Origin of the sequence: Sphingomicrobium astaxanthinifaciens, from assembly GCF_022865105.1 — a bacterium.
In the GTDB taxonomy this organism is placed as follows: Bacteria; Pseudomonadota; Alphaproteobacteria; order Sphingomonadales; family Sphingomonadaceae; genus Sphingomicrobium; species Sphingomicrobium astaxanthinifaciens.
In genome coordinates this window covers 429,749-450,125 of the sequence record NZ_JAKNYM010000001.1, presented here as the reverse complement: position 1 = coordinate 450,125, position 20,377 = coordinate 429,749, and the positions used below count along the sequence as shown (strand labels likewise).

Sequence of the window (20,377 nt, the reverse complement as noted above, 5' to 3'; positions counted from 1 at the left end):
CTAGGCGCGAAGTCGATGATGAGCAGCTATCTCGATTTCGAGCGGCCGATTGCCGAACTCGAAGCCCGCGTCGCCGAATTGCGCGAGACCGCCACCAAGAGCGATGTCGACCTGTCGAGCGACATCGAACGCCTCGAGGGGAAGGCCTCGCGCCTCCTGCGCGACACCTATTCGAAGCTTTCGCCGTGGCAGAAGGCGCAGGTCGCGCGGCACCCCGAGCGCCCCCATTTCAAGGACTATGTCGCGGGGATCGCCGAGGACTTCGTCCCGCTCGCGGGGGACCGGGCGTTTGCCGAGGATGCCGCCATCGTCGGCGGGCTGGCCCGGATCGAGGGGCGCCGGGTGATGCTGATCGGGCACGAGAAAGGGGCCGATACGGCGAGCCGGCTCAAGCATAATTTCGGGATGGCCAAGCCCGAGGGCTATCGCAAGGCGATCCGGATGATGCGGCTGGCCGATCGGTTCGGGCTGCCGGTGGTCTCGCTGGTCGACACGCCGGGTGCCTTTCCCGGGGTGCAGGCGGAGGAGCGCGGGCAGGCCGAGGCGATCGCCCGCGCGACCGAGCAGTGCCTCGAACTCAAGGTGCCGATGGTCGCGACGATCGTCGGCGAGGGCGGCTCGGGGGGCGCGATCGCGATTGCGGCCGCCAACCGCGTGCTGATGTTCGAGCATGCCGTCTATTCGGTGATCTCGCCCGAAGGATGCGCCTCGATCCTGTGGCGCACCGCGGACAAGGCGGCCGAGGCGGCCGAGGCGATGCGGATCACCGCCAATGACCTCGAGCGGCTGGGGGTGATCGACCGGATCGTCCCCGAACCCGAAGGCGGGGCGCACCGCAATCCCTCTCGCGCGATGGAAACGCTCAAGCGCGCGATCGCCGAGGAATTGGCCACGCTCGGGACGATGAGCGCCGAGGAACTGCGGCGACAGCGCCGGCTCAAGTTCCTCAGCATGAGCTGATCGGGCGGCACGTTCGAGCAGCCGAGGAACCAAGGCTTTCCGATTTAGGTTGATGCGTCAGAACCGGCGCCCGGATAGGGCGCGCGGATGACGGTCCATGTCGGAGAGTGTCGATGCGCCTTTTTGCAACTATCCTGACCAGCGCGAGCAGCCTCGCCCTTGCCTCCTGCGCCACGCCGATCGCCGACCCGGCGATCTCGCCCCAGGAAGCGCAGATTGCCGAGCGCCAGCATGACGCCGTCGTCGCCGAATTCGGTGGCGCGCTCGGCGGATCGCTCGGCGCCTATGTCGAGCAGGTCGGCGACACCGTGGCGGTGCGATCGGCGACCCCCAACGCCGCTGCGGCCTATCGCTTCACGACGCTCAACGCGCCGGTCGAGAACGCCTTCGCGGTGCCGGGCGGCCGGATCTATGTGACCCGCGAGTTGCTTGGGCTGATGGAGGACGAGGCCGAACTGGCCTTCGTGCTCGGTCACGAGGTCGGGCATATCGCTGCCGACCATAGCCAGGCTCGGCAGGCGCGCGCGCAGCGCAATTCGGTGCTCGGGGTGCTCGGCGCGATCGCGGGCAGCGTGATCGGCGGCGATAGCGGGCTTGGCAACCTGCTTGCGCAGGGCGCGCAGCAATATGCCACGCTGAACACGCTGAGCTACAGCCGCGAGCAGGAATATGAATCGGATACGCTCGGGATCGGCTACATGTCGGCGGCAGGCTATGACCCGCTCGCGGCCGCCTCGATGCTCAACTCGCTCGGCCGCGCATCGGCGCTCGAGGCGCGGCTCCAGGGCAATGACACCCGCTCGACCCCCGAATGGGCGCGCACGCACCCCCTGAGCGAAAACCGGACCGCGCGCGCCATCGAGTTGGCGCGGCAGACCGGGCGCGCCGGGAGCGGGATCCGCGATCGCGATGAGTTCCTGTCGCGCATCGAGGGGATCATGGTCGATGACGACCCCGCGCAAGGGATTGTCGACGGGCGAACCTTCACCCACCCCGACCTGCGCCTGCAATTCCGGATCCCGACCGGTTTCCGGATGCAGAACGGGACGCGCGCGGTGTCGATCATGGGCCAGTCGGGACAGGCGCAGTTCAGCCTTGCTCCGTTCAACGGCAATCTCGACACCTATATCGCCGGGGTCATTCGCGGGATCGTCGGGCAGCAGGCGCCGGTCAGCATTCCGCAGCCGCGCACGACCACGGTCAACGGCATTCCCGCCGCCTATACCACCACGCGGGTCAATAGCGGCAACGGGGCAGTCGACCTGTCGGTGATGGCCTATCGCTGGGACGCTGACACCGCCTACCATTTTGCGATGCTGACCCCGGCCGGACAGGGTATCGGGCCGTTTTCGGGAATGGTCGGATCGCTGCGACCGATCAGCGCGCAGGAAGCGGCCGCGATCCGTCCCCGCGTGATCGACATTGTGACGGTCCAGCGCGGCGACACCCCCCAGTCGCTTGCGCGGCGGATGGCCTACAACAACTACCAGCTCGAGCGGTTCCTCGTGCTCAATTCGATGGACAGCGGCAGCACACTCACCCCCGGACAGAAGGTGAAACTGGTGGTTTACGGCCGGCGGTAGCGCCGACGAGAGCGGATCGGTCGGGTTGCGCCCCGGGCGCGGCCTACCGGGCTTTAGAGGTGTTCGTTGGCGATATCGCCGAGGTCGCCCCACATGCCGCCCGAGCCGCCGCCGAGCGCGCTTAGCCCGCCCATCACAGCAATGACGATCAACGCCGCGATCAGGCCATATTCGATGGCCGTCGCACCGCGCTCACTAAGCGTGAGGGTGCGAAAAAGCTTTCGGATAGCCACCGCCATCCTCCTTCTGGTCTGGTCCACGCGGCGATGTTTACCCAGAAAGGGTTAAGGAAGTGTCGGGGCGGGGTGGTTAACCCGGGCTAGAGCACGGTGTCGGCCGCGCCCGGGCTCCAGCCGTGGAAGTGGAGCAGCTCGAAGGTCTCGACCGTTCGTCCCGATGCGTCCGCTTCCTGCGCGAAGGCGTCCGATGCGGCGCGGTAGGCAAGGCGGTCGAGCGCCTTGCGATCGCGTTCGGCAAGAAGGTTGGTCGCGCCCGCCGCGCGCAGGTCCCTCAGCAGCGCGCCAAGCCCGCGATAGGCAAGCCGGAGACGGTCGATATCGACCACGGGCATGACCAGCCCGGCTTGCGCGAGCAGGTCGGCCAGCGCGGCGGGTTCGATCCGCGGATGGACGTGCGGACTGGCGCGCCCGGTGACGCGGTCGGCAGCGCGCATGACGCGCCGCAGCACCGGCAGCGTCTCGCCCCCGGGCATGACCCCGAGCAAAGGCCGATCGGGCTTGAGCAGGAGCCGCAGGCGGGTCAACGTCTCGGGCAGGTCGGCGACGGTATCGAGCGTCCCAAGCGCGATGACGAGGTCATAGGTGCCGACCGCGTCGAGCGCGTCCTCCGCGATGGCGCGAGCGTCGGTGTGTTCGGCAACGAGGGCGCTGGGATCGACCCGATCGAGCCGATCGACGAACGGCGCGAAGCGGTCGAGCGCGGCGCCGGCGAGCGTCCCGATGAGCAGCGCCCGGGGAAACGGGCGGTTCATCGCCGCCAGCCGGTCGGTCATGTCCTCGATCACGCGATCGGCGAGAAAGGCGGGGGGGCCAAGTCGCCACGCGCGGGCACGCCGCAGGGCGCGAAGGTCGGAATCGAACAGGTTCGGCATGGGCGGCTTGTGCAAGATGGGCGCGCGCGCGACAAGGGAGCGATGACGGACCTCGCCTTGCCACGTCTGCTGCTCGATCTCGTGTTGCCGCCGCGCTGCGCCGGCTGCGGGGACATCGTGCCGGGGTCGGGGAGTTTTGCGCGTCCTGCTTTGTCAGTGTCGACTGGTTGACCGAGCGGTGCTGTACGCGGTGCGCGCTGCCGCTCGAGCCGACCGACGCCGAGGATTGCGCCGCCTGCCTTGCCGCGCCGGGACCGATCGAGGCCTGCTGGGCGGCGACGACCTATGGCGAGGTATCGCGGCAGCTGGCGATGAAATTGAAGCATGGGCGGCGCGTCGCGCTCGCGCGGACGATGGCCTCGGCGATGGCGCGGCGCCTGGCGGCGGGAAGGACCGACGCGCCGCTGCTCGTCCCCGTGCCGCTGCACCGCTGGCGGATCTGGCACCGGGGGTTCAACCAGGCGGGGCTGCTGGCGGCCGCGCTGGCGGCGCGCACGGGCCATGAGTGGTCGAGCCGCGCGCTCGAGCGGACCCGGGCCACCCGCCCGTTGCGCCAGATGACCGTGCGCCAGCGCCAGGCGCAGGTCCGCGGCGCCTTCGTGGCCACCCGCTCGCTGGTCGAAGGGCGTACGGTCATCCTCGTCGACGACGTGCGGACCACCGGGGGGACGTTGAATGCTTGCGCCAGTGCCCTACATCGCGTCGGGGTGCGGCGGGTCGAGACGATCGTCTGGTCGCGCGTGGTGCGATAGCCGCGACGGTGCGTTGGTCGCGAAAGTGAAGAGGATTACATGCCAAAAGTCGAAATCTATACCAAGGCGACCTGCCCGTTTTGCATCCGCGCAAAGCGCCTCCTCGACATGAAGGGGATCGATTATGAGGAATACGAGATCTCCCGCGACGAGGCCAAGCGCGCCGAAATGATCGAGCGCTCGGGTGGCGGGACCACGGTACCGCAAATCTTTATCAACGATGAGCCGATCGGCGGGTGCGACGACATGTTCGCGCTCGAGCGCAAGGGCGAACTTGACGAGCGGCTCGCGGCCTGAGGCCATGGCCCGCATCGCGCTGTTCCAGGCCTGCAGCGGGATCGACCCCGACCAGAATGCCGCCGCGCTCGCCGAAGCGATCGGCGCGGCCAGCGGGCTGGGAGCGCGCATCCTGTTCACGCCCGAGATGACCGGGCTGCTCGATCGCGATCGCCGCCGCGCGGCCGCGACGATCCGCACCGAGGACGCCGACCCGACCCTCGCGATCGCCCGCCGTCTTGCGCGTGAAAGCCGTATCTGGATCCAGCTGGGCTCGCTGGCGCTTGACCGCGGCGATGGCCGCTGGGTCAATCGCGCCTTCGTGATCGACGAGACGGGGGAGATCAGGGCGCGCTATGACAAGTTGCACCTGTTCGATGTCGATCTCGAGACCGGCGAGAGCTGGCGCGAAAGCGCGGTCTACGCCGCCGGCGAGCGCGCGGTGCTCGCGCGGGAGACGCCGATCGGGGCGCTGGGGCTGACGATCTGCTATGACCTGCGATTTCCCGCGCTGCACGCGCGGCTCGCCGATGCCGGCGCGGTCTCGCTCTCCGTGCCGGCCGCCTTCACGGTGCCGACGGGACAGGCGCATTGGGAAGTCCTGCTGCGCGCGCGCGCAATCGAGAACGGGCTGTTCGTCATCGCGCCGGCGCAAAGCGGCAAGCATGAGGACGGGCGCGAGACCTACGGCCATTCGCTGGTCTGCGATCCTTGGGGCGAGGTCCTCCTCGACATGGGCACCGATACGGGCGTGGCGGCGTGCGAGATCGACCTGTCGCAGGTCGAGCGGTGTCGCGCCGCCATCCCGTCGCTGCGACATCGACGGACGATCCCGGCGATCGACGATTGATCCCGAAGGCGCGCCTCCGTAAGGGGAGGGCGTGGCTCCGTAGCTCAGCAGGATAGAGCAACAGTTTCCTAAACTGCAGGTCGCAGGTTCGAATCCTGCCGGGGCCACCATTCGACCTCATCGGGCGTGGCAGCCCTTCGCCCACTGGCGGAGGCGGCGCGGAGCCGTTATGCACCCGCCATGACCGACCCGAGCCCGACCGCTGGCGACCTCGTCAGCGCCCCGACCAAGATCGACGTTCCCGAGACTGTCCAGGAGGCCGTCCGGACCCTGCTGCGCTGGGCCGGCGAGGACCCCGACCGCGAGGGATTGCTCGATACGCCCCGACGCGTGGCGCGCGCCTGGGCCGAATATGCAAGGGGGTACAACGAGGATCCCGCCGTGCATCTGTCGCGAACGTTCGAGGAAGTCGGCGGATATGACGAGATCGTGCTGCTGCGCGACATTCCCTTCCAGTCGCATTGCGAGCACCACATGGCGCCGATCATCGGGAAGGCGTCGATCGCCTACCTGCCGGAGGACCGCGTGGTCGGCATTTCCAAGCTGGCGCGGGTGCTGCACGGCTATGCCCGTCGGCTGCAGGTCCAGGAACGGCTGACCGCGCAAATCGCGGACTGCATCTGGGAGCATCTCCAGCCCAAGGGCGTGGCGGTCGTGATCGAGGCCAGCCACGCCTGCATGACCGCGCGCGGGGTCAACACGCCAGGGGTGATGATGACGACCAGCCGCATGATGGGCACGTTCCGCAAGGATGAACGCAGCCGCAAGGAAGTCCTCGCGCTGATGGGCTATTGAGGTGTTCCCTTCCCTGCCTGCCCAAGACGCGGTAGCCGAACCGCGTCATGGTTGCGTCGCTCGATCCCTTTGTCTGCCAACCCGCCTATCGCGGCGACGATGGCGAAGCGGCACGCCTCGGCATGTTGGCACGCTATGATGCGGATAGCCTGGCCGATGATGACGAACTCAATGCGCTGAGCGGGTTCGCGGCATCGCTTTGCGAGGCGCCGATCGCGCTGGTCACGCTGGTCGAGGCCGAACGCCAGCGCTTCCTGTCTCGGCAGGGCGTGGCGCTCGAGGAGACAGCACGCGAGGTGAGTTTCTGCCAGCATGCGATGGTGGAAGGGGGAATCTTCGAAATTCCCGACGCCACGCGCGACGCGCGGTTCGCTGACAATCCCCTGGTAACGGGCGAGCCCCAAATCCGCTTTTACGCGGGCGCGCCGCTGGTCTCCGCCGAAGGGGCCCCAATGGGGGCGCTGTGCGTGATCTCGCCCGAACCGCGCAGCGGGTTGACGCCGCTCCAGCGAGAGAGGCTGCTCGTCCTGGCGCGAGCGGTGATGCGACGGCTCGACGCCCGGCGCCGCGAACTCGAGATGACCGCGGGTCGCGCGGAAGCCCAGCGGCTGCTGCGCGAGAGCCAATTGCAGTTCGACAGTCTCGCCGACGCCCTGCCGCAGATGGCCTGGTCGACCAACGCCGAGGGCGCAGCCGACTATTTCAATCGGCGCTGGTACGAATTTACCGGAGTCGCACCCGGATCGCATGATGGAGACCGCTGGATCGACGCGGTTCATCCCGACGATCGCGGGACCGCCGCCTCGGCCTGGGCCGACGCGGTCCGGCGCGGCGAGGCCTATGAAACCGAATATCGGATCCGGCGCCATGACGGGGAATATCGCTGGACCCTGGCTCGGGGTCTGCCGGTCCACCGCCGCGATGGCGCGGTGATCCGCTGGTTTGGCACCAACACCGACATCGACGACAATCGCCGGCTGGTCGAGAGCCATGCGTTGTTGACGCGCGAACTGAGCCACCGGATCAAGAACATCTTCTCGGTCGTCACCGGGCTGGTGAGTTTCGCGAGCCGGAAGAATCCAGAAATGAGCGAGGTCGCGACCTCGATTGGGGATCGGATCAACGCGCTCGGGCGTGCGCACAATTATGTCCGCCCCCTGTCGAGCGTCGCGGCCGAACCGACCAGCCTGCGCCAAGTGCTGACCGACCTGTTCGCGCCCTATGCCGAGGCCGATCAGGACCGCGTGCGCGTGCACGGCGACGATGTGGCGATCCGCGAGCAAGCCGTGACCCCGATCGCGCTGGCGTTCCACGAATTGGCGACCAACGCGGTCAAATATGGTGCGCTCAGCGAGGAGACGGGACAGGTCGACCTGGTCATCGAGCGGCATGACGACCAATTGACGCTGCGCTGGCGAGAGCATGGCGGGCCGGCGGTGTCGGCGCCCGAGCAGGAGGGCTTTGGCAGTGACCTGCTCGCGACCAGCGTCGAACGCCAACTGCACGGGACTTTCGAGCGCGACTGGCGGGCCGAGGGCCTGCAGGTGAACATGAGCTTGCCGCTCGCCAAGGTAACCAAATAGGCAAAGACTGCTCGACATCGTCACGCTGTGTAGGTATCTAAAAGTCATCGTCAACGAATCGGTCCCCAGCGGACTGTCGAACCCGCCGCGAGGCGGCTTTCTGTTGTCCCATCACGGCAGGAGGTCTCCCATGGGCGGGGTCACGGTCGCGAGGCGGTCGCGGATGAACGCACAATGAGGCGCTCCTGCTGCTTAATCTCTTCGTCCAGCCTGTCGTCGATGCCCAACCGCTGGCAGCACCGTCAGCCACGCCGCAGGCGGGAAGCTGCTACCTCGTCGCTACCGGAGCCACGAACGACTTTGTATTGATGGACGGGGCGATGGCGCTCTACACCGCCGGCGGCTGGCGCTTCGTCATGCCAGCAGAGGGGTTCCACTCCCGGCGAAGCGATGCGCCCGGCGCCTTCGTCCTTCGTGCGGGACAATGGCTGGTGATCGGACCTTGGCCCTGCCGCCGGGGCGATTGCCGACGTTTCGGGCGGGAGCGTGATCGACGTCGAGGTCCGTGCCGCGGTGACCGCGATCCTTGCCGCCTGGCGCGACCATCGGATCATCGCCGAATGAGCGTGCCACGCTCGGGCGCTGCACGCATGAGTGCTTTTGCCAGCATGGTGATGCGTTAGGGCAACAGCTACGCGAGGTCGCGCTTGCACTCGCTCGTGGTGGTTCCTAATGTGCAGACGCGTTTTCACAGAGAAATGCGTATCTGAAAGGGGACACCTACAATGCGGAAGCTAGCCATTTCGATGGTGCTCGCTTCTTCGATGCTGGCCACGCCGGCGCTTGCGCGCGACAAGGCATGGTATGTCGGCATCGAAGGCGGCGTGATGAAGGTCGAGGATCTCAAGCTCGACCTCGGGATTACCGACAACAGCGATCCGGCTTCGCCGGACGTGATCGCGCTCGAGGATGCGGTCGACAACGACTACGGTTCGGGTTTCGATGTCGACTTCATCGCCGGCTATGATTTCGGTGCCGTGCGCGCCGAGGTCGAGGTCGGCTACAAGAAGAGCGATGTCGAGGCGACCACGATCGCCGCGCTCGATGCGACCTTCGCCGATCCCGGCGAAGTGTCGGTCTATTCGGCGATGGCCAATCTCCTCCTCGACTTCGGGGGTGACGAGGGTCTCGGCGGTTTCGTCGGTGGCGGTCTGGGGATCGCGAGCGTCAATCATGACCTCGATCTTTCGGGCCTCACCAGCTTCAGCGAGAACGACAGCACCTGGGCATGGCAAGTCCTGGCCGGAGTTCGCGCGCCGCTCAGCAATGCAATCGATGTCGGGCTCAAGTATCGCTACTTTTCCACCGGCGACATCGACTATGCGCCTTCGGTTGCCGCGCCTTTTGCGGATGCCTCGCTCAGCGATGGCAAGCTTCAGTCTCACAGCCTCCTGGCGAGCCTGATCTACAATTTCGCGCCGCCGCCGTCTCCGCCTCCGCCGCCTCCGCCCCCGCCTCCGCCGCCGCCGCCGCCCGCGACGGTGACGTGCCCGGACGGGACGGTGATCCTGGCGACCGAGGAATGCCCGCCGCCGCCGCCGCCGCCGCCGCCGCCGCCGCCGCCGCCCGAACCGGAACGCGGTTAAGCGCTAGTCGGCTCGGCCGACCAACAGAAGGGAGCCTGCGTGTTCGCGGGCTCCCTTTTTTGCATTGCCAGCGCGTCGGCTTCGCTCTTAGTCTGCCGACATGTCGGAAGAGGAGTGAGGCATGATCGCGACGCTGATGGTGGGAGCGGCGCTGGCCGCTCAGAATGTCACGGCTGCCAATGAGCCGGTGCGATGCGCCGACGACCGGATCGTCGAAACGCCCGAGCGTTGTCTCGAGCCCGATCCGGCACCCGGCCCTTACATGGTCTTCTTCCGTTGGGGCGGGTCGGTGATCGATCGCGACGGCGCCGCCATCCTCGATCAGGTCGTGGCGGTGCTCAACTCGCAGGAAGTGCCCTATCGCTTGGTATTGCGTGGTTTCAGCGATCGATCCGGTCCTGCCGGGGTGAACAAGCGGATCGCCCAGGAGCGCGCAACGCTCGTGCGCGCGCAACTTGCGGCGCGCGGAGTGCCATCGGGCTCCATCATCCTCGAGAAAGCGGGTGGCGAGGAAGACCCTCTCGTTGAAACTGCCGACGGAGTCCGTGAGGCGCAGAACCGTCGGGTGGAAATCCTCTTCGATCGGATCGACTAGGCGACGCCGTCGTTGATCGCGCGAAAGGAATTTGAGATGAAATATTCTCCGTTGCTGGTTGGCGCCGGCCTCATGCTCTCGTCCTGCGGTGAGGCGGGCAGCGACGCCGGCGATACAGGCGAGACAGCGGTCGAGCCGTCCGCGGTGGCCCAGCCTTTCAGCGCAGATTTGCTAGCGCCTGCAGCTACGAGTGTCGGCACGGTCAGCGTCCGCGAGGATGCCAACGGCATTACGGTCACGGTCGAAGCCGCAGGGCTCGAACCCGGTATGCACGCGGTCCATCTGCACGAGACGGGCGTATGCGAGGGACCCGAATTTGCATCGGCGGGAGGCCATTGGAACCCGTCTGGCGCGCAGCACGGACGGGATAATCCGATGGGCTCGCACCTCGGTGATCTCGCGAACATGGAAATCGATGAAGGCGGCACTGGGCGCAGCGATTACCTTGTTCGCGAAGCCACGATTTCGGGCGAGGCGCCGACGCTCGCGGATCAAGACGGGACCGCCCTCGTCGTTCATGCCGGCGCCGACGATTATCGCACCGATCCGTCTGGTGCTGCCGGTGCCCGGGTGGCCTGCGCCGTCCTCGCCGCGCCGCGCCAGCCGGCCGACTAGCCGGCAACGCGCGCGCGGTCCGATCGCAAGCACCGGCGCAACCGCCGGCCAATATCAGTCCGCTGTAGCCATCGCCGCCGACACGCCGGTCGCGCGCTTGCGCGACCCGAGCAGCGGCGCGAGATAATGGCCAGTATAGCTCTGGGGCGTCTTGGCGACCTTCTCGGGCGTCCCCTGCGCGACGATCGTTCCCCCGTTGACACCGCCTCCGGGGCCGAGGTCGAGGATATAGTCGGCGGTCTTGATGACGTCGAGATTATGCTCGATGACCACGACGGTGTTTCCCTGCTCTACGAGCGCATGGAGCACTTCGAGCAGCTTGCGCACGTCTTCGAAGTGCAACCCGGTGGTCGGTTCGTCCAGGATGTACAGGGTGCGTCCGGTGGCGCGGCGCGACAGTTCCTTGGCGAGCTTGACGCGCTGGGCTTCCCCGCCGGACAGGGTGGTCGCCTGCTGGCCAACCTTCACATACCCCAACCCGACCCTCTGGAGCATTTCCATCTTGTCGCGGATCGACGGCACCGCCTTGAAAAAGTCGACCGCGTCTTCGACCGTCATGTCGAGGACGTCCGCGATCGACTTGCCCTTGAAGGTGACTTCGAGCGTCTCGCGATTGTAGCGCTGCCCGTGACAGACGTCGCAGGTGACATAGACGTCGGGCAGGAAGTGCATCTCGATCTTGAGCAGCCCGTCGCCCTTGCAGGCCTCGCAGCGCCCGCCCTTGACGTTGAAACTGAAGCGCCCGGGCTTGTAGCCGCGCGCCTTGGCTTCGGGCAGCCCGGCAAACCAGTCGCGGATCTGGGTGAAGGCGCCGGTGTAGGTCGCCGGGTTCGAGCGGGGCGTGCGCCCGATCGGCGACTGATCGATATCGATCACCTTGTCGAGATGTTCGAGCCCATCGAGACGATCGTGCTTGCCCGATAGGATGCGGGCGCCGTTCAGCGCACGCGCCGAAGCGGCATAGAGCGTGTCGATGGTGAAGCTCGACTTGCCCGATCCCGACACGCCGGTGATGCAGGTGAAGGTGCCGAGCGGGATCGAGGCGGTGACGTCCTTGAGGTTGTTCGCGCGCGCTCCCTTCAAGGTGAGCTTCTTGCCATTGCCCTTGCGCCGCTTGGCCGGCACCGCGATCTCGCGGCGGCCCGACAGATAATCCGCGGTGAGGCTCTCCTCGCAGGCCATGATTTCCTCGAGGGTCCCGGCGCACACGACCTCGCCGCCGCGGACCCCCGCTCCAGGCCCCATGTCGATGACATGGTCGGCGGTGCGGATGGCGTCCTCGTCATGTTCGACCACGAGCACCGTGTTGCCGAGCTCGCGCAGCCGCTTCAGCGTTTCCAGCAGCCGGTCATTGTCCCGCTGGTGCAGGCCGATCGACGGCTCGTCTAGGACGTAGAGCACCCCCGACAGACCCGAACCGATCTGACTGGCCAGGCGAATCCGTTGGCTCTCGCCGCCCGAGAGCGTCCCCGAGGTCCGGTTGAGGTTGAGATAGTCGAGCCCGACATTGTGGAGGAAGCCGAGGCGTTCGTTGATCTCCTTGAGGATCGGGGCGGCGATTTGGCGCTGCTGCTCGGTCAGGCTGTCTTCAACCGAACCGAACCATTCCACCGCGTCGGCGACCGACCGGCGCGCCGACATGGAAATGTCCTCGCCAGCGATCTTGACGCTGAGGGCTTCGGGTTTGAGCCGCGCGCCGCCGCACGTTTCGCACGCATGCGCGGCCTGATATTTGGTCAGTTCCTCGCGCATCCACGCGCTTTCGGTGGTGCGCAGGCGGCGCTCGAGGTTGCCGATCACGCCTTCGAAGGGCTTCTTGACCTCGTAGCTCTTCTTGCCATCGACAAAACGCAACGTGACAGGACGGCCCCGCGTCCCGCGCAGGATCACCGTCTTTGCCTCGTCGGACAGGTCCGCCCAGGGCGTCTCGAGGTCGAACCCGAAGGCGCGCGCGAGGCTGCCGAGCACCTGCATGTAGTAGGGCGAGGGCGGCTGCGACTTGGCCCACGGCACCACCGCTCCCTTCTTGAGCGACAATCCGTGGTTGGGCACGACGAGATCCTCGTCGAATTCCATCATCTCACCGAGCCCGTCACACGCCGGACAGGCGCCCTGCGGCGCGTTGAAGCTGAAGAGGCGGGGTTCGATCTCGCTGATCGTGAACCCCGAGACCGGGCAGGCAAAGCGCTGCGAGAAGACGATCCGTCCGGGCACGCCATGGTCGAGCTTCATGCCCGACTTGGCCGTCGTCTCGGTCGCCTCATCGGGGGCATCAACGGGGTCGAGATAGGCGAGCCCGTCAGCCAGTTCGAGCGCGGTCTCGAAGCTGTCGGCAAGCCGCGCCTCGATGCCCGGCTTGATGACGATGCGGTCGACGACGATCTCGATATCATGCTTGTATTTCTTGTCGAGCGTGGGGGCCTCCTCGATCGGATAGACCTCGCCGTCGATGCGGACCCGGGTAAAGCCCGCCTTCTGCCATTCGGCCAGCTCCTTCTTGAATTCGCCCTTGCGCCCTCGCACCACGGGCGCGAGCAGGATGTGCCGCGACTTTTCGGGCAGGCGCATCGTCCGGTCGACCATCTGGCTGACCTGCTGCGCCTCGATCGGCAAGCCGGTGGCGGGCGAATAGGGCACCCCGACGCGCGCCCACAGCAGCCGCATGTAATCGTAGATCTCGGTGACCGTGGCGACGGTCGAGCGGGGGTTGCGGCTGGTCGTCTTCTGCTCGATCGAGATGGCGGGGCTGAGCCCGTCGATATGCTCGACGTCAGGCTTCTGCATCATCTCGAGGAACTGCCGGGCATAAGCGGACAGCGATTCCACGTAACGGCGCTGCCCCTCGGCATAGATGGTGTCGAAGGCCAGGCTCGACTTGCCCGAGCCCGACAGCCCGGTGATGACCGTCAGGCTCTCGCGCGGGATGTCGACGTTCACCCCCTTCAGATTATGTTCGCGCGCGCCGCGCACGCTGATATTGGTGAGCGCCATCGGGTCCTCGATATTCTCGTTTTGTTCCGGCGTGATTGCTAGCCTATAGGGGCCAACGGGCCAAGCCCCGATGTGGGTTCCCTTGCCGGTCCGGGCAAGGGGTCAGCCGAGCCGCACGCTCGCGACTTCGTGATAGGTGGGGCCATGCCGCCCGAGCTGGCTTTCGAACAGGACGAACCGTTCGAGCCGCACGGCGGGGCTGGCGAGCCCCGCCCAGCGCTCGGTCCAGCCGCGCGGGTCGAGCGCCCCGCCCGACCAGCGCGCCAGCGTGACATGGGGAAGGTAGGCGCGGCGTTCGGGCGGCAGGCCACAGTGCTGCAGCGCCCGGTCCACTTTCTCGTGCAGCGCCTTGAGCGGGGCCTTGGGCACCAGCCGGGCCCAGAGCGCGCCGTGCCGCCGGTGATCGAACACCCCCACTCCCTCGACCCGCACCTCGAGCGGCGCCGCGACGATATCGACCAGCGCCCCGGCGGCCATCTCGGCGAGCGGCCGCTCGACCTCGCCGATGAAACGCAGCGTGCAGTGGAGATGGTCTTCGGGGACCCAGCGCAATCCCTCGGGACCGCCCTCCATCGCCGGGGCGAGTGCCTCGACCAGCGTGTCGGGCAGGGGCAGGGCGACGAACAGGCGGTGCATGCTTTCCTCCCCTAGTCGAGAACCGAGGCGCGGCGCGACCGCTTTTGCTTGAAATCGGCGCGCTCACCCACGATATTCACCGCACGAGTTCGACATGTTCAGCCTTCTTAAGGGAAGGCGGAGAGGAGAAAGAATGGCAAACCAGTTCGACGAGCGCACGCGCATGGGGTTCGACCCCGCCGCGACAACGAGCGTTCCGCGCGCCGCGCGCGACGCGGGGCTGCGCAAGTATATGCTCAGCGTGTACAATTACATGGCCTCGGGCGTCCTGCTGACCGGCATCGTGGCGATGCTGTTCTACAGCTCCGGCATGGCGGCGAGCGTGTTCATGGGTGGGGGGATCCTGCCTTGGGTCATCATCCTCTCCCCGCTCGCCATCATCTTCGCGATGAGCTTCGGGCAGAACCGCATGTCGACCGGCACGCTCCAACTGATGTTCTGGGGTTTCGCCACGCTGATGGGGCTGTCGATGAGCACCATCTTCCTGCGCTACACCGGCATCTCGATCGCGCAGACCTTCTTCGCGGTAACCGCTGCCTTCGCGGGGCTGTCGCTGTGGGGTTATACCACCAAGAAGGACCTCAGCGGCTGGGGCACCTTCCTCATCATGGGGGTCGTCGGGCTGCTGGTCGCCATGCTGCTCAACGCCTTCGTCTTCCAGTCGGGGGCGATGAGCCTCGCGATCAGCGCGATCGGTGTCCTGATCTTCGCCGGCCTCACGGCCTACGACACGCAGAAGATCAAGAGCATCTACAATTATGTCGCGCGCGACGCCAATCTCATGCAGCGCGCGATCATCATGGGTGCGCTCAACCTGTATCTCGACTTCATCAACATGTTCCAGTTCCTGCTCAGCTTCATGGGCAGCCAGGAATAGGATTTCCGATCCCGGAACGAACGATGGCCCGGCGCGACGCGCCGGGCCATTTTTTTTGGGCGTATCTCGCGGCGCCGCCGCCCGGTCAGCCGGGGGTCGGCGACTGCTCGATCAGTTCAAGGTCGATCGCCTTCGCTTCCTTCCAGGCGGCGCGCGCGGTCAGCCGGTCGGCATAGTCCCGGAAGGCCTCGCGTTCGGGCATGGTGCCGAACTGCAGCCCCCAGGCCACGTGGCTGCCGAGATAGACGTCGGCCATGGTGAAGCGCTCGCCGCACACATGGTCGTGCGCGGCGAGCCAGCCCTCGAGCACGTCCATCGTCAGCTCGAAGTCGCCATAGCCGAGCATGCCCTGCTTGGACGGGTCCTCGGGCGGCGCATAGCCCATCGAGCGGTTGGTCACCGCCTGCTCGAGCGGGCCGGCGGCAAAGAACAGCCAGCGAAAATAGGCGGCCCGTTCCTGCGCGGTGGGCAGGAGCCCGGCCTGCGGGTGCGTCTCCGCAAGATAGTGGCAGATCGCCGCGCATTCGGTGACGACCTGCCCGTCATGGTCGATCGCCGGGACCTTGCCCATTGGGTTGACCGTGCGTTGATACGCCCCCTTCATCTCCTCGCCATAGGCCACGATCCGCTGCTCATAGTCGGCACCGACCTCGTGCAGCGCCCAGCGCGCGATCTGCCCGCGGCTCTTCGGGTTGGTATAGAAAAGGAGGGTCATGGAGGGTCTCCCGGCTAGGCGCGCTGTTCAGTCGCGCTGGTCCGCGCTGGCATCGCGCAGCGCCTTGAATTCGCTCCCCTCCGCCCAGTTGGGCCACATCGCGCCCCCGGCGAGCGCTTCGCCGACGCGGTGAAGGAGGGTGAGGTCGGCGACGATGCCATCGAAGCGCCAGTCGGGCGACCATTCATCGCTCGCCTGGTGATAGTGGTTGGCGACATATTCGCGCGCCAGCTCGCTCGCGCGCTCGGCGCCGCCCTCGGTCAGCTGCTGGCCCGAGCGGAAGCTCACCGCGGGCACGCCGACCTGCGCGAAGGCGAAATGGTCGGAGCGGAAGAAGCCTCCCGCCTCGGGACGCGGGTCGGGCGCGAAGCTGCGCCCAAGCGCGCTGCCCTTCTCGATCAGGAGGTCGAGCAGCCCGAGCCGCGCGGTCCCGCTGATCGAAAAATCGCTCGCCGGGCCGAACACCCCGAGGCTGTCGGTGTTGATGACCCCGACCGTCTTCTCGAGCGGGTAGAGCGGGTTGGCGGCATAATATTTGGAGCCCAGCAGCCCCTTTTCCTCGGCGCCCACGGCGAGGAAGACGAGGCTGCGCTCGGCGCCGCCCTTGTCGGCGAAGGCGCGCGCCTGTTCGATCAGCGCGGCGGTGCCGGTCGCATTGTCGAGCGCGCCATTATAGACCGCATCGCCGTGCTCGGCGGGGTCCTCGACGAGCCCGAGATGGTCGTGGTGCGCGGTATAGATGACATATTCGTCGGGGCGCTCGCGGCCCGGCAGGATGCCGACCACGTTCTTGGCCGCGATCCGCTCCTGCCGCGCCAGCAGCGTGGCGTCGATCGTCGCGCCCATCGGCATCGGCGCGAAATCCTTGCGCTGCGCCGCCGCCTTGGCCGCCGCATAGCTCGAGCCCGCCGCGGCGAAGAGCCGCTCGGCGAGGTCGAGGTGCATCCAGCCCTGCAGCCCCGAATGCGCCGCCTTCGGGTCCTCGCGGACGATGTCGAAGGTCTGGTCGTTGCCGTTGGCGACGACCCCCCACGGGTAGCTCGCGGGGGCTTCGTCGTGGATCACCAGCACCCCCGCCGCGCCGCGCCGCGCGGCTTCTTCATATTTATAGGTCCAGCGGCCGTAATAGGTCATTTCCTTGCCGCCGAAATCGCCCTCGCCGCCCTCGAAATCGGGGTCATTGACGAGCATGACGAGCACCTTGCCCGCAAGGTCCTGGTCCTTGTAGTCGGACCAGCCGCGTTCGGGCGCATGGGTGCCGTAGCCCACGAACACCAGTTCGATGTCTTGCAGCTCGACATGCGCATCGCCGTTGATCGGCGCGCGCACCGCGAGGTCCTCGTTTTGCGCCAGCTCGACCCGTTCGCCGCCGATCGTCATCGCCAGCAGCGGCTCATCGACCATGGTCGAGCGTGCCAGCACGACGTCCTGCGTCCACTTGCGGGTGCCGTCGGCGCGAAGGTCGCCGCCCGGCTCGAGCCCTGCGGTGGCAAAGGCCCCCGTCAGATAGGCGACCGTCTTGTCCTCGCCCGGGGTGCCCGGCGCGCGGCCCTCGAACCAGTCGTCCGACAGGGTGCGGACATGGGTCGACAGCCGCTCGGCCGAGAAGTCGGGGTCATGGGCCAGCGCGGGGCTGGAGAGGAGGGCCAGCGCCGAGGCGCCGAGAAGCAAACGGGTCATGGGTCGGGTCACTCCGATCTGATGGTGTGACCCGACCATAGCCCGTCGCCGCGATTTGGGAAGGCGAAGCGTGGGCGATCAGCCCTCGGGCTTGTCGCCCTCGCTCTTGTCGGCGGGCTTCTTCGATGGCGCCTTCTTGGCCGTGGCCTTCTTCTTGGCGGGCGCCTTCTTCTTGGGCTTGGGCGGGGAGGGGACGATCTCGAAGGCGGGCGCGCCCTCCTTGATGTGGACCTTCACCTCGCCGCCATCGACGAGCTTGCCGAACAACAGTTCCTCGGCGAGCGGCTGCTTGATCTTCTCCTGGATAAGCCGCGCCATCGGGCGCGCCCCGTAGAGCTTGTCATAGCCCTTCTCGGTGAGCCACTCGCGCGCACCCTTGTCGAGTTCGATGGTGACCCCGCGATCCTCGAGCTGCATCTCGAGCTGGAGGATGAACTTGTCGACCACGCGCGCCACTACCGCGGGCGGCAGGTAGCCGAAGGGCACCACCGCATCGAGGCGGTTGCGAAATTCGGGGGTGAACATCTTCTTCACCGCCTCGTCCTGCGCGTCCTCGCGGCTGAGGTTACCGAAGCCGATCGATTCCTTGGCCATGTCGGCAGCCCCGGCATTGGTGGTCATGATCAGGATCGTGTTGCGGAAATCGACCGTCTTGCCGTGGTGATCGGTGAGCTTGCCGTTGTCCATTACCTGGAGGAGGATGTTGAACAAATCGGGATGCGCCTTCTCGATCTCGTCCAGAAGCAGCACGCTGTGCGGGTTCTGGTCGACCGCGTCGGTGAGCAGCCCGCCCTGGTCGTAGCCGACATAGCCCGGGGGCGCGCCGATCAGGCGGCTGACCGCGTGGCGTTCCATATATTCTGACATGTCGAACCGCTGCAGCGGGATGCCCAGGATGCTCGACAGCTGGCGTGCCACCTCGGTCTTGCCGACCCCGGTGGGGCCGCTGAAGAGGTAGTTGCCGATCGGCTTGTCGGGATCGCGCAGCCCCGCGCGGCTGAGCTTGATCGCGCTCGACAGCTTCTCGATCGCGAGATCCTGCCCGAAGACCACGCGCTTGAGGTCCTGCTCGAGATTCTCGAGCACGCGCTTGTCGTCGCTCGACACGCTCTTGGGGGGGATGCGCGCCATCGTCGCCACCACCGCCTCGATATCGGCGACGTTGATCGTCTTCTTGCGCTTCGAGGGCGTCTTAAGCATCTGCATCGCGCCGACCTCGTCGACCACGTCGATCGCCTTGTCGGGCAGCTTGCGATCGTTGATGTAGCGGTTCGACAATTCGACCGCCGACTTAATCGCGTCGGGGGTGTACTTGACCTTGTGATGCTCCTCGAAATTGGAGCGCAACCCCATCAGGATCTGGATCGTCTCGTCGACCGAGGGCTCGTTGACGTCGATCTTCTGGAAGCGCCGCAGCAGCGCGCGATCCTTCTCGAAATGGTTGCGGAATTCCTTGTAGGTGGTCGAGCCGATGCAGCGGATCGCGCCCGACGACAGCGCGGGCTTCAACAGGTTGGAGGCGTCCATCGCCCCGCCGCTCGTCGCGCCGGCGCCGATCACGGTGTGGATCTCGTCGATGAACAGGACCGCGTGGGGCAGCTTCTCGAGTTCGTTGACGACCTGCTTGAGGCGTTCCTCGAAATCGCCGCGATAGCGGGTCCCCGCGAGCAGCGCCCCCATGTCGAGCGCGTAGATGGTCGCTTCCTTCAAAACCTCGGGCACGTCGCCCTCGATGATCTTGCGCGCGAGCCCCTCGGCGATCGCGGTCTTGCCCACGCCGGGATCGCCGACATAGAGCGGGTTGTTCTTCGAGCGCCGGCACAGGATCTGGATCGTGCGGTCGACCTCGTCGCCGCGCCCGATCAGCTGGTCGATCTTGCCATCGCGCGCCTTCTGGTTGAGATCGACGGTGAACTGCTGGAGCGCGCTTTCCTTCTTGTCGCCCGCGGCCTTGGTCTCGGGGGTGTTGTCCTCGCCCTCGCTGTCGGGCTCGGCCCCGCCCGAGGGTTCGCCCTTGCCGACACCGTGGCTGATATAGGTCACCGCATCGAGCCGGCTCATGTCCTGCTGCTGAAGGAAATAGACGGCGTAGCTCTCGCGCTCGGAGAATAGCGCGACGAGCAGGTTGGCCCCGGTGACCTCGTCACGGCCCGACGACTGGACGTGGAGGATGGCGCGCTGCACCACCCGCTGGAACCCGCTCGTGGGGTTGGGGTCGGTCGCGCTGTCGGAGACGAGCGCGCCCAGCTCGGCGTCGAGATACTGCTTGACCGTCGCGCGCAGTTCGTCGCGCTCGACCCCGCAGGCGGTCATCACCTGCGCGGCGTGATTGTCGTCGATGAGCGCGATGAGCAGGTGCTCGAGCGTGGCATATTCGTGGCGACGCTTGCTCGCCTCGCCCAGTGCGTTGTGCAGCGTCTGTTCGAGTTCGCGGGCGAAACTGGGCATGAAATTCTTCTCCTTACCCGACCAACATCGGGACGTGGGGGAGGGGGTTCAAGGGCGGGGCGCGCACGGCGGCATCATCGCTTCGCGAACAGCGCGTCGGCGGCCGACATGTGGCCGGTCTTGCCCGCCTTGTGCGCCTTGACGCGCTCGATCTCGGCCTCGAGGCGGCGGATCCGGGCATCGAGCTCCTCGACGCTCAGGGGGTCGAGATCCTCGCGCGCCAGCTCGACGATCGGCTCACCCGGCTGGAAATCGTCTTCATCGTCCATCAGCCTAGCGTTGACCCCCGCGTCCGCGCTGTCAATAAGGCGACTCAGGCCATTT

The 20,377-nt window shown here is 66.7% G+C and carries 19 protein-coding genes, 1 tRNA gene and 1 pseudogene; 13 read left to right on the top strand and 8 right to left on the bottom strand.

What is annotated here, in order from left to right; all coding sequences use genetic code 11:
* The first annotated feature begins 18 nt into the window (after positions 1-18).
* The gene (locus tag L8951_RS02195; protein ID WP_244381673.1) at positions 19-960 is read left to right on the top strand and encodes an acetyl-CoA carboxylase carboxyltransferase subunit alpha; all 942 of its coding nucleotides are present in this window, start codon (positions 19-21) and stop codon (positions 958-960) included.
* Positions 961-1,073: 113 nt separating this feature from the next.
* Positions 1,074-2,543, top strand: a complete 1,470-nt coding sequence (locus L8951_RS02190; protein ID WP_244381363.1) for a M48 family metalloprotease — start codon at positions 1,074-1,076, stop codon at positions 2,541-2,543.
* Between the two features lie 53 nt (positions 2,544-2,596).
* Here L8951_RS02190 and L8951_RS02185 read toward each other — a convergent pair whose 3' ends face one another.
* Entirely contained in the window at positions 2,597-2,776 is a 180-nt protein-coding gene (locus L8951_RS02185) for a Flp family type IVb pilin (RefSeq protein WP_407696384.1), read from the bottom strand.
* A gap of 86 nt (positions 2,777-2,862) precedes the next feature.
* Positions 2,863-3,654, bottom strand: a complete 792-nt coding sequence (locus L8951_RS02180) for a methyltransferase domain-containing protein (RefSeq protein WP_244381362.1) — start codon at positions 3,652-3,654, stop codon at positions 2,863-2,865.
* Positions 3,655-3,821: 167 nt separating this feature from the next.
* Here L8951_RS02180 and L8951_RS02175 point away from each other — a divergent pair, with 167 nt between their 5' ends.
* The 10 genes and pseudogenes from L8951_RS02175 (at position 3,822) to L8951_RS02130 (ending at position 10,706) form a co-directional block, all read left to right on the top strand.
* Positions 3,822-4,406: a ComF family protein gene (locus tag L8951_RS02175; protein WP_244381361.1), complete on the top strand. Its 585-nt coding sequence runs from the start codon at positions 3,822-3,824 to the stop codon at positions 4,404-4,406.
* A 39-nt stretch (positions 4,407-4,445) separates the two neighbouring features.
* On the top strand, positions 4,446-4,703 hold the full coding sequence (gene grxC, locus L8951_RS02170; protein WP_244381360.1) for a glutaredoxin 3: 258 nt from the start codon (positions 4,446-4,448) through the stop codon (positions 4,701-4,703).
* 4 nt (positions 4,704-4,707) lie between these two features.
* A complete protein-coding gene (locus L8951_RS02165; RefSeq protein WP_244381359.1) occupies positions 4,708-5,532 on the top strand; it encodes a carbon-nitrogen hydrolase family protein in 825 nt (274 codons plus the stop codon).
* A 33-nt stretch (positions 5,533-5,565) separates the two neighbouring features.
* Positions 5,566-5,642 (top strand) — tRNA-Arg (locus L8951_RS02160).
* 70 nt (positions 5,643-5,712) lie between these two features.
* Positions 5,713-6,327, top strand: coding sequence for a GTP cyclohydrolase I FolE (gene folE / locus L8951_RS02155; RefSeq protein WP_244381358.1), 615 nt, complete (start codon positions 5,713-5,715; stop codon positions 6,325-6,327).
* Positions 6,328-6,374: 47 nt separating this feature from the next.
* Complete coding sequence (locus L8951_RS02150) at positions 6,375-7,910, top strand: PAS domain-containing protein (RefSeq protein WP_244381357.1); 1,536 nt, start codon at positions 6,375-6,377, stop codon at positions 7,908-7,910.
* 182 nt (positions 7,911-8,092) lie between these two features.
* Positions 8,093-8,533 (top strand): annotated as a pseudogene (locus L8951_RS11695) (DUF2793 domain-containing protein); the annotation flags it as partial.
* Positions 8,534-8,635: 102 nt separating this feature from the next.
* Positions 8,636-9,496 carry an outer membrane protein gene (locus L8951_RS02145; protein WP_265535907.1) on the top strand — a complete coding sequence of 287 codons (861 nt, stop codon included), beginning with the start codon at positions 8,636-8,638 and terminating at the stop codon, positions 9,494-9,496.
* 121 nt (positions 9,497-9,617) lie between these two features.
* Complete coding sequence (locus L8951_RS02135; protein ID WP_244381356.1) at positions 9,618-10,091, top strand: OmpA family protein; 474 nt, start codon at positions 9,618-9,620, stop codon at positions 10,089-10,091.
* Positions 10,092-10,127: 36 nt separating this feature from the next.
* Complete coding sequence (locus tag L8951_RS02130) at positions 10,128-10,706, top strand: superoxide dismutase family protein (protein ID WP_244381355.1); 579 nt, start codon at positions 10,128-10,130, stop codon at positions 10,704-10,706.
* Positions 10,707-10,760: 54 nt separating this feature from the next.
* Here L8951_RS02130 and uvrA read toward each other — a convergent pair whose 3' ends face one another.
* Positions 10,761-13,697, bottom strand: a complete 2,937-nt coding sequence (gene uvrA, locus L8951_RS02125) for an excinuclease ABC subunit UvrA (RefSeq protein ID WP_244381354.1) — start codon at positions 13,695-13,697, stop codon at positions 10,761-10,763.
* Positions 13,698-13,799: 102 nt separating this feature from the next.
* Positions 13,800-14,333 (bottom strand): RNA 2',3'-cyclic phosphodiesterase, encoded by a 534-nt coding sequence (gene thpR / locus L8951_RS02120; RefSeq protein ID WP_244381353.1) that lies wholly within the window; start codon positions 14,331-14,333, stop codon positions 13,800-13,802.
* Between the two features lie 133 nt (positions 14,334-14,466).
* Here thpR and L8951_RS02115 point away from each other — a divergent pair, with 133 nt between their 5' ends.
* Complete coding sequence (locus L8951_RS02115; protein WP_244381352.1) at positions 14,467-15,210, top strand: Bax inhibitor-1/YccA family protein; 744 nt, start codon at positions 14,467-14,469, stop codon at positions 15,208-15,210.
* An 85-nt stretch (positions 15,211-15,295) separates the two neighbouring features.
* Here L8951_RS02115 and L8951_RS02110 read toward each other — a convergent pair whose 3' ends face one another.
* The 4 genes from L8951_RS02110 to L8951_RS02095 form a co-directional block, all read right to left on the bottom strand.
* Positions 15,296-15,925, bottom strand: a complete 630-nt coding sequence (locus L8951_RS02110; protein ID WP_244381351.1) for a glutathione S-transferase family protein — start codon at positions 15,923-15,925, stop codon at positions 15,296-15,298.
* A 27-nt stretch (positions 15,926-15,952) separates the two neighbouring features.
* Complete coding sequence (locus L8951_RS02105) at positions 15,953-17,605, bottom strand: M28 family peptidase (RefSeq protein WP_244381350.1); 1,653 nt, start codon at positions 17,603-17,605, stop codon at positions 15,953-15,955.
* Between the two features lie 78 nt (positions 17,606-17,683).
* On the bottom strand, positions 17,684-20,053 hold the full coding sequence (gene clpA, locus L8951_RS02100) for an ATP-dependent Clp protease ATP-binding subunit ClpA (RefSeq protein ID WP_244381349.1): 2,370 nt from the start codon (positions 20,051-20,053) through the stop codon (positions 17,684-17,686).
* A 74-nt stretch (positions 20,054-20,127) separates the two neighbouring features.
* Complete coding sequence (locus tag L8951_RS02095) at positions 20,128-20,322, bottom strand: DUF1192 domain-containing protein (protein WP_244381348.1); 195 nt, start codon at positions 20,320-20,322, stop codon at positions 20,128-20,130.
* Between the last annotated feature and the right edge of the window lie 55 nt (positions 20,323-20,377).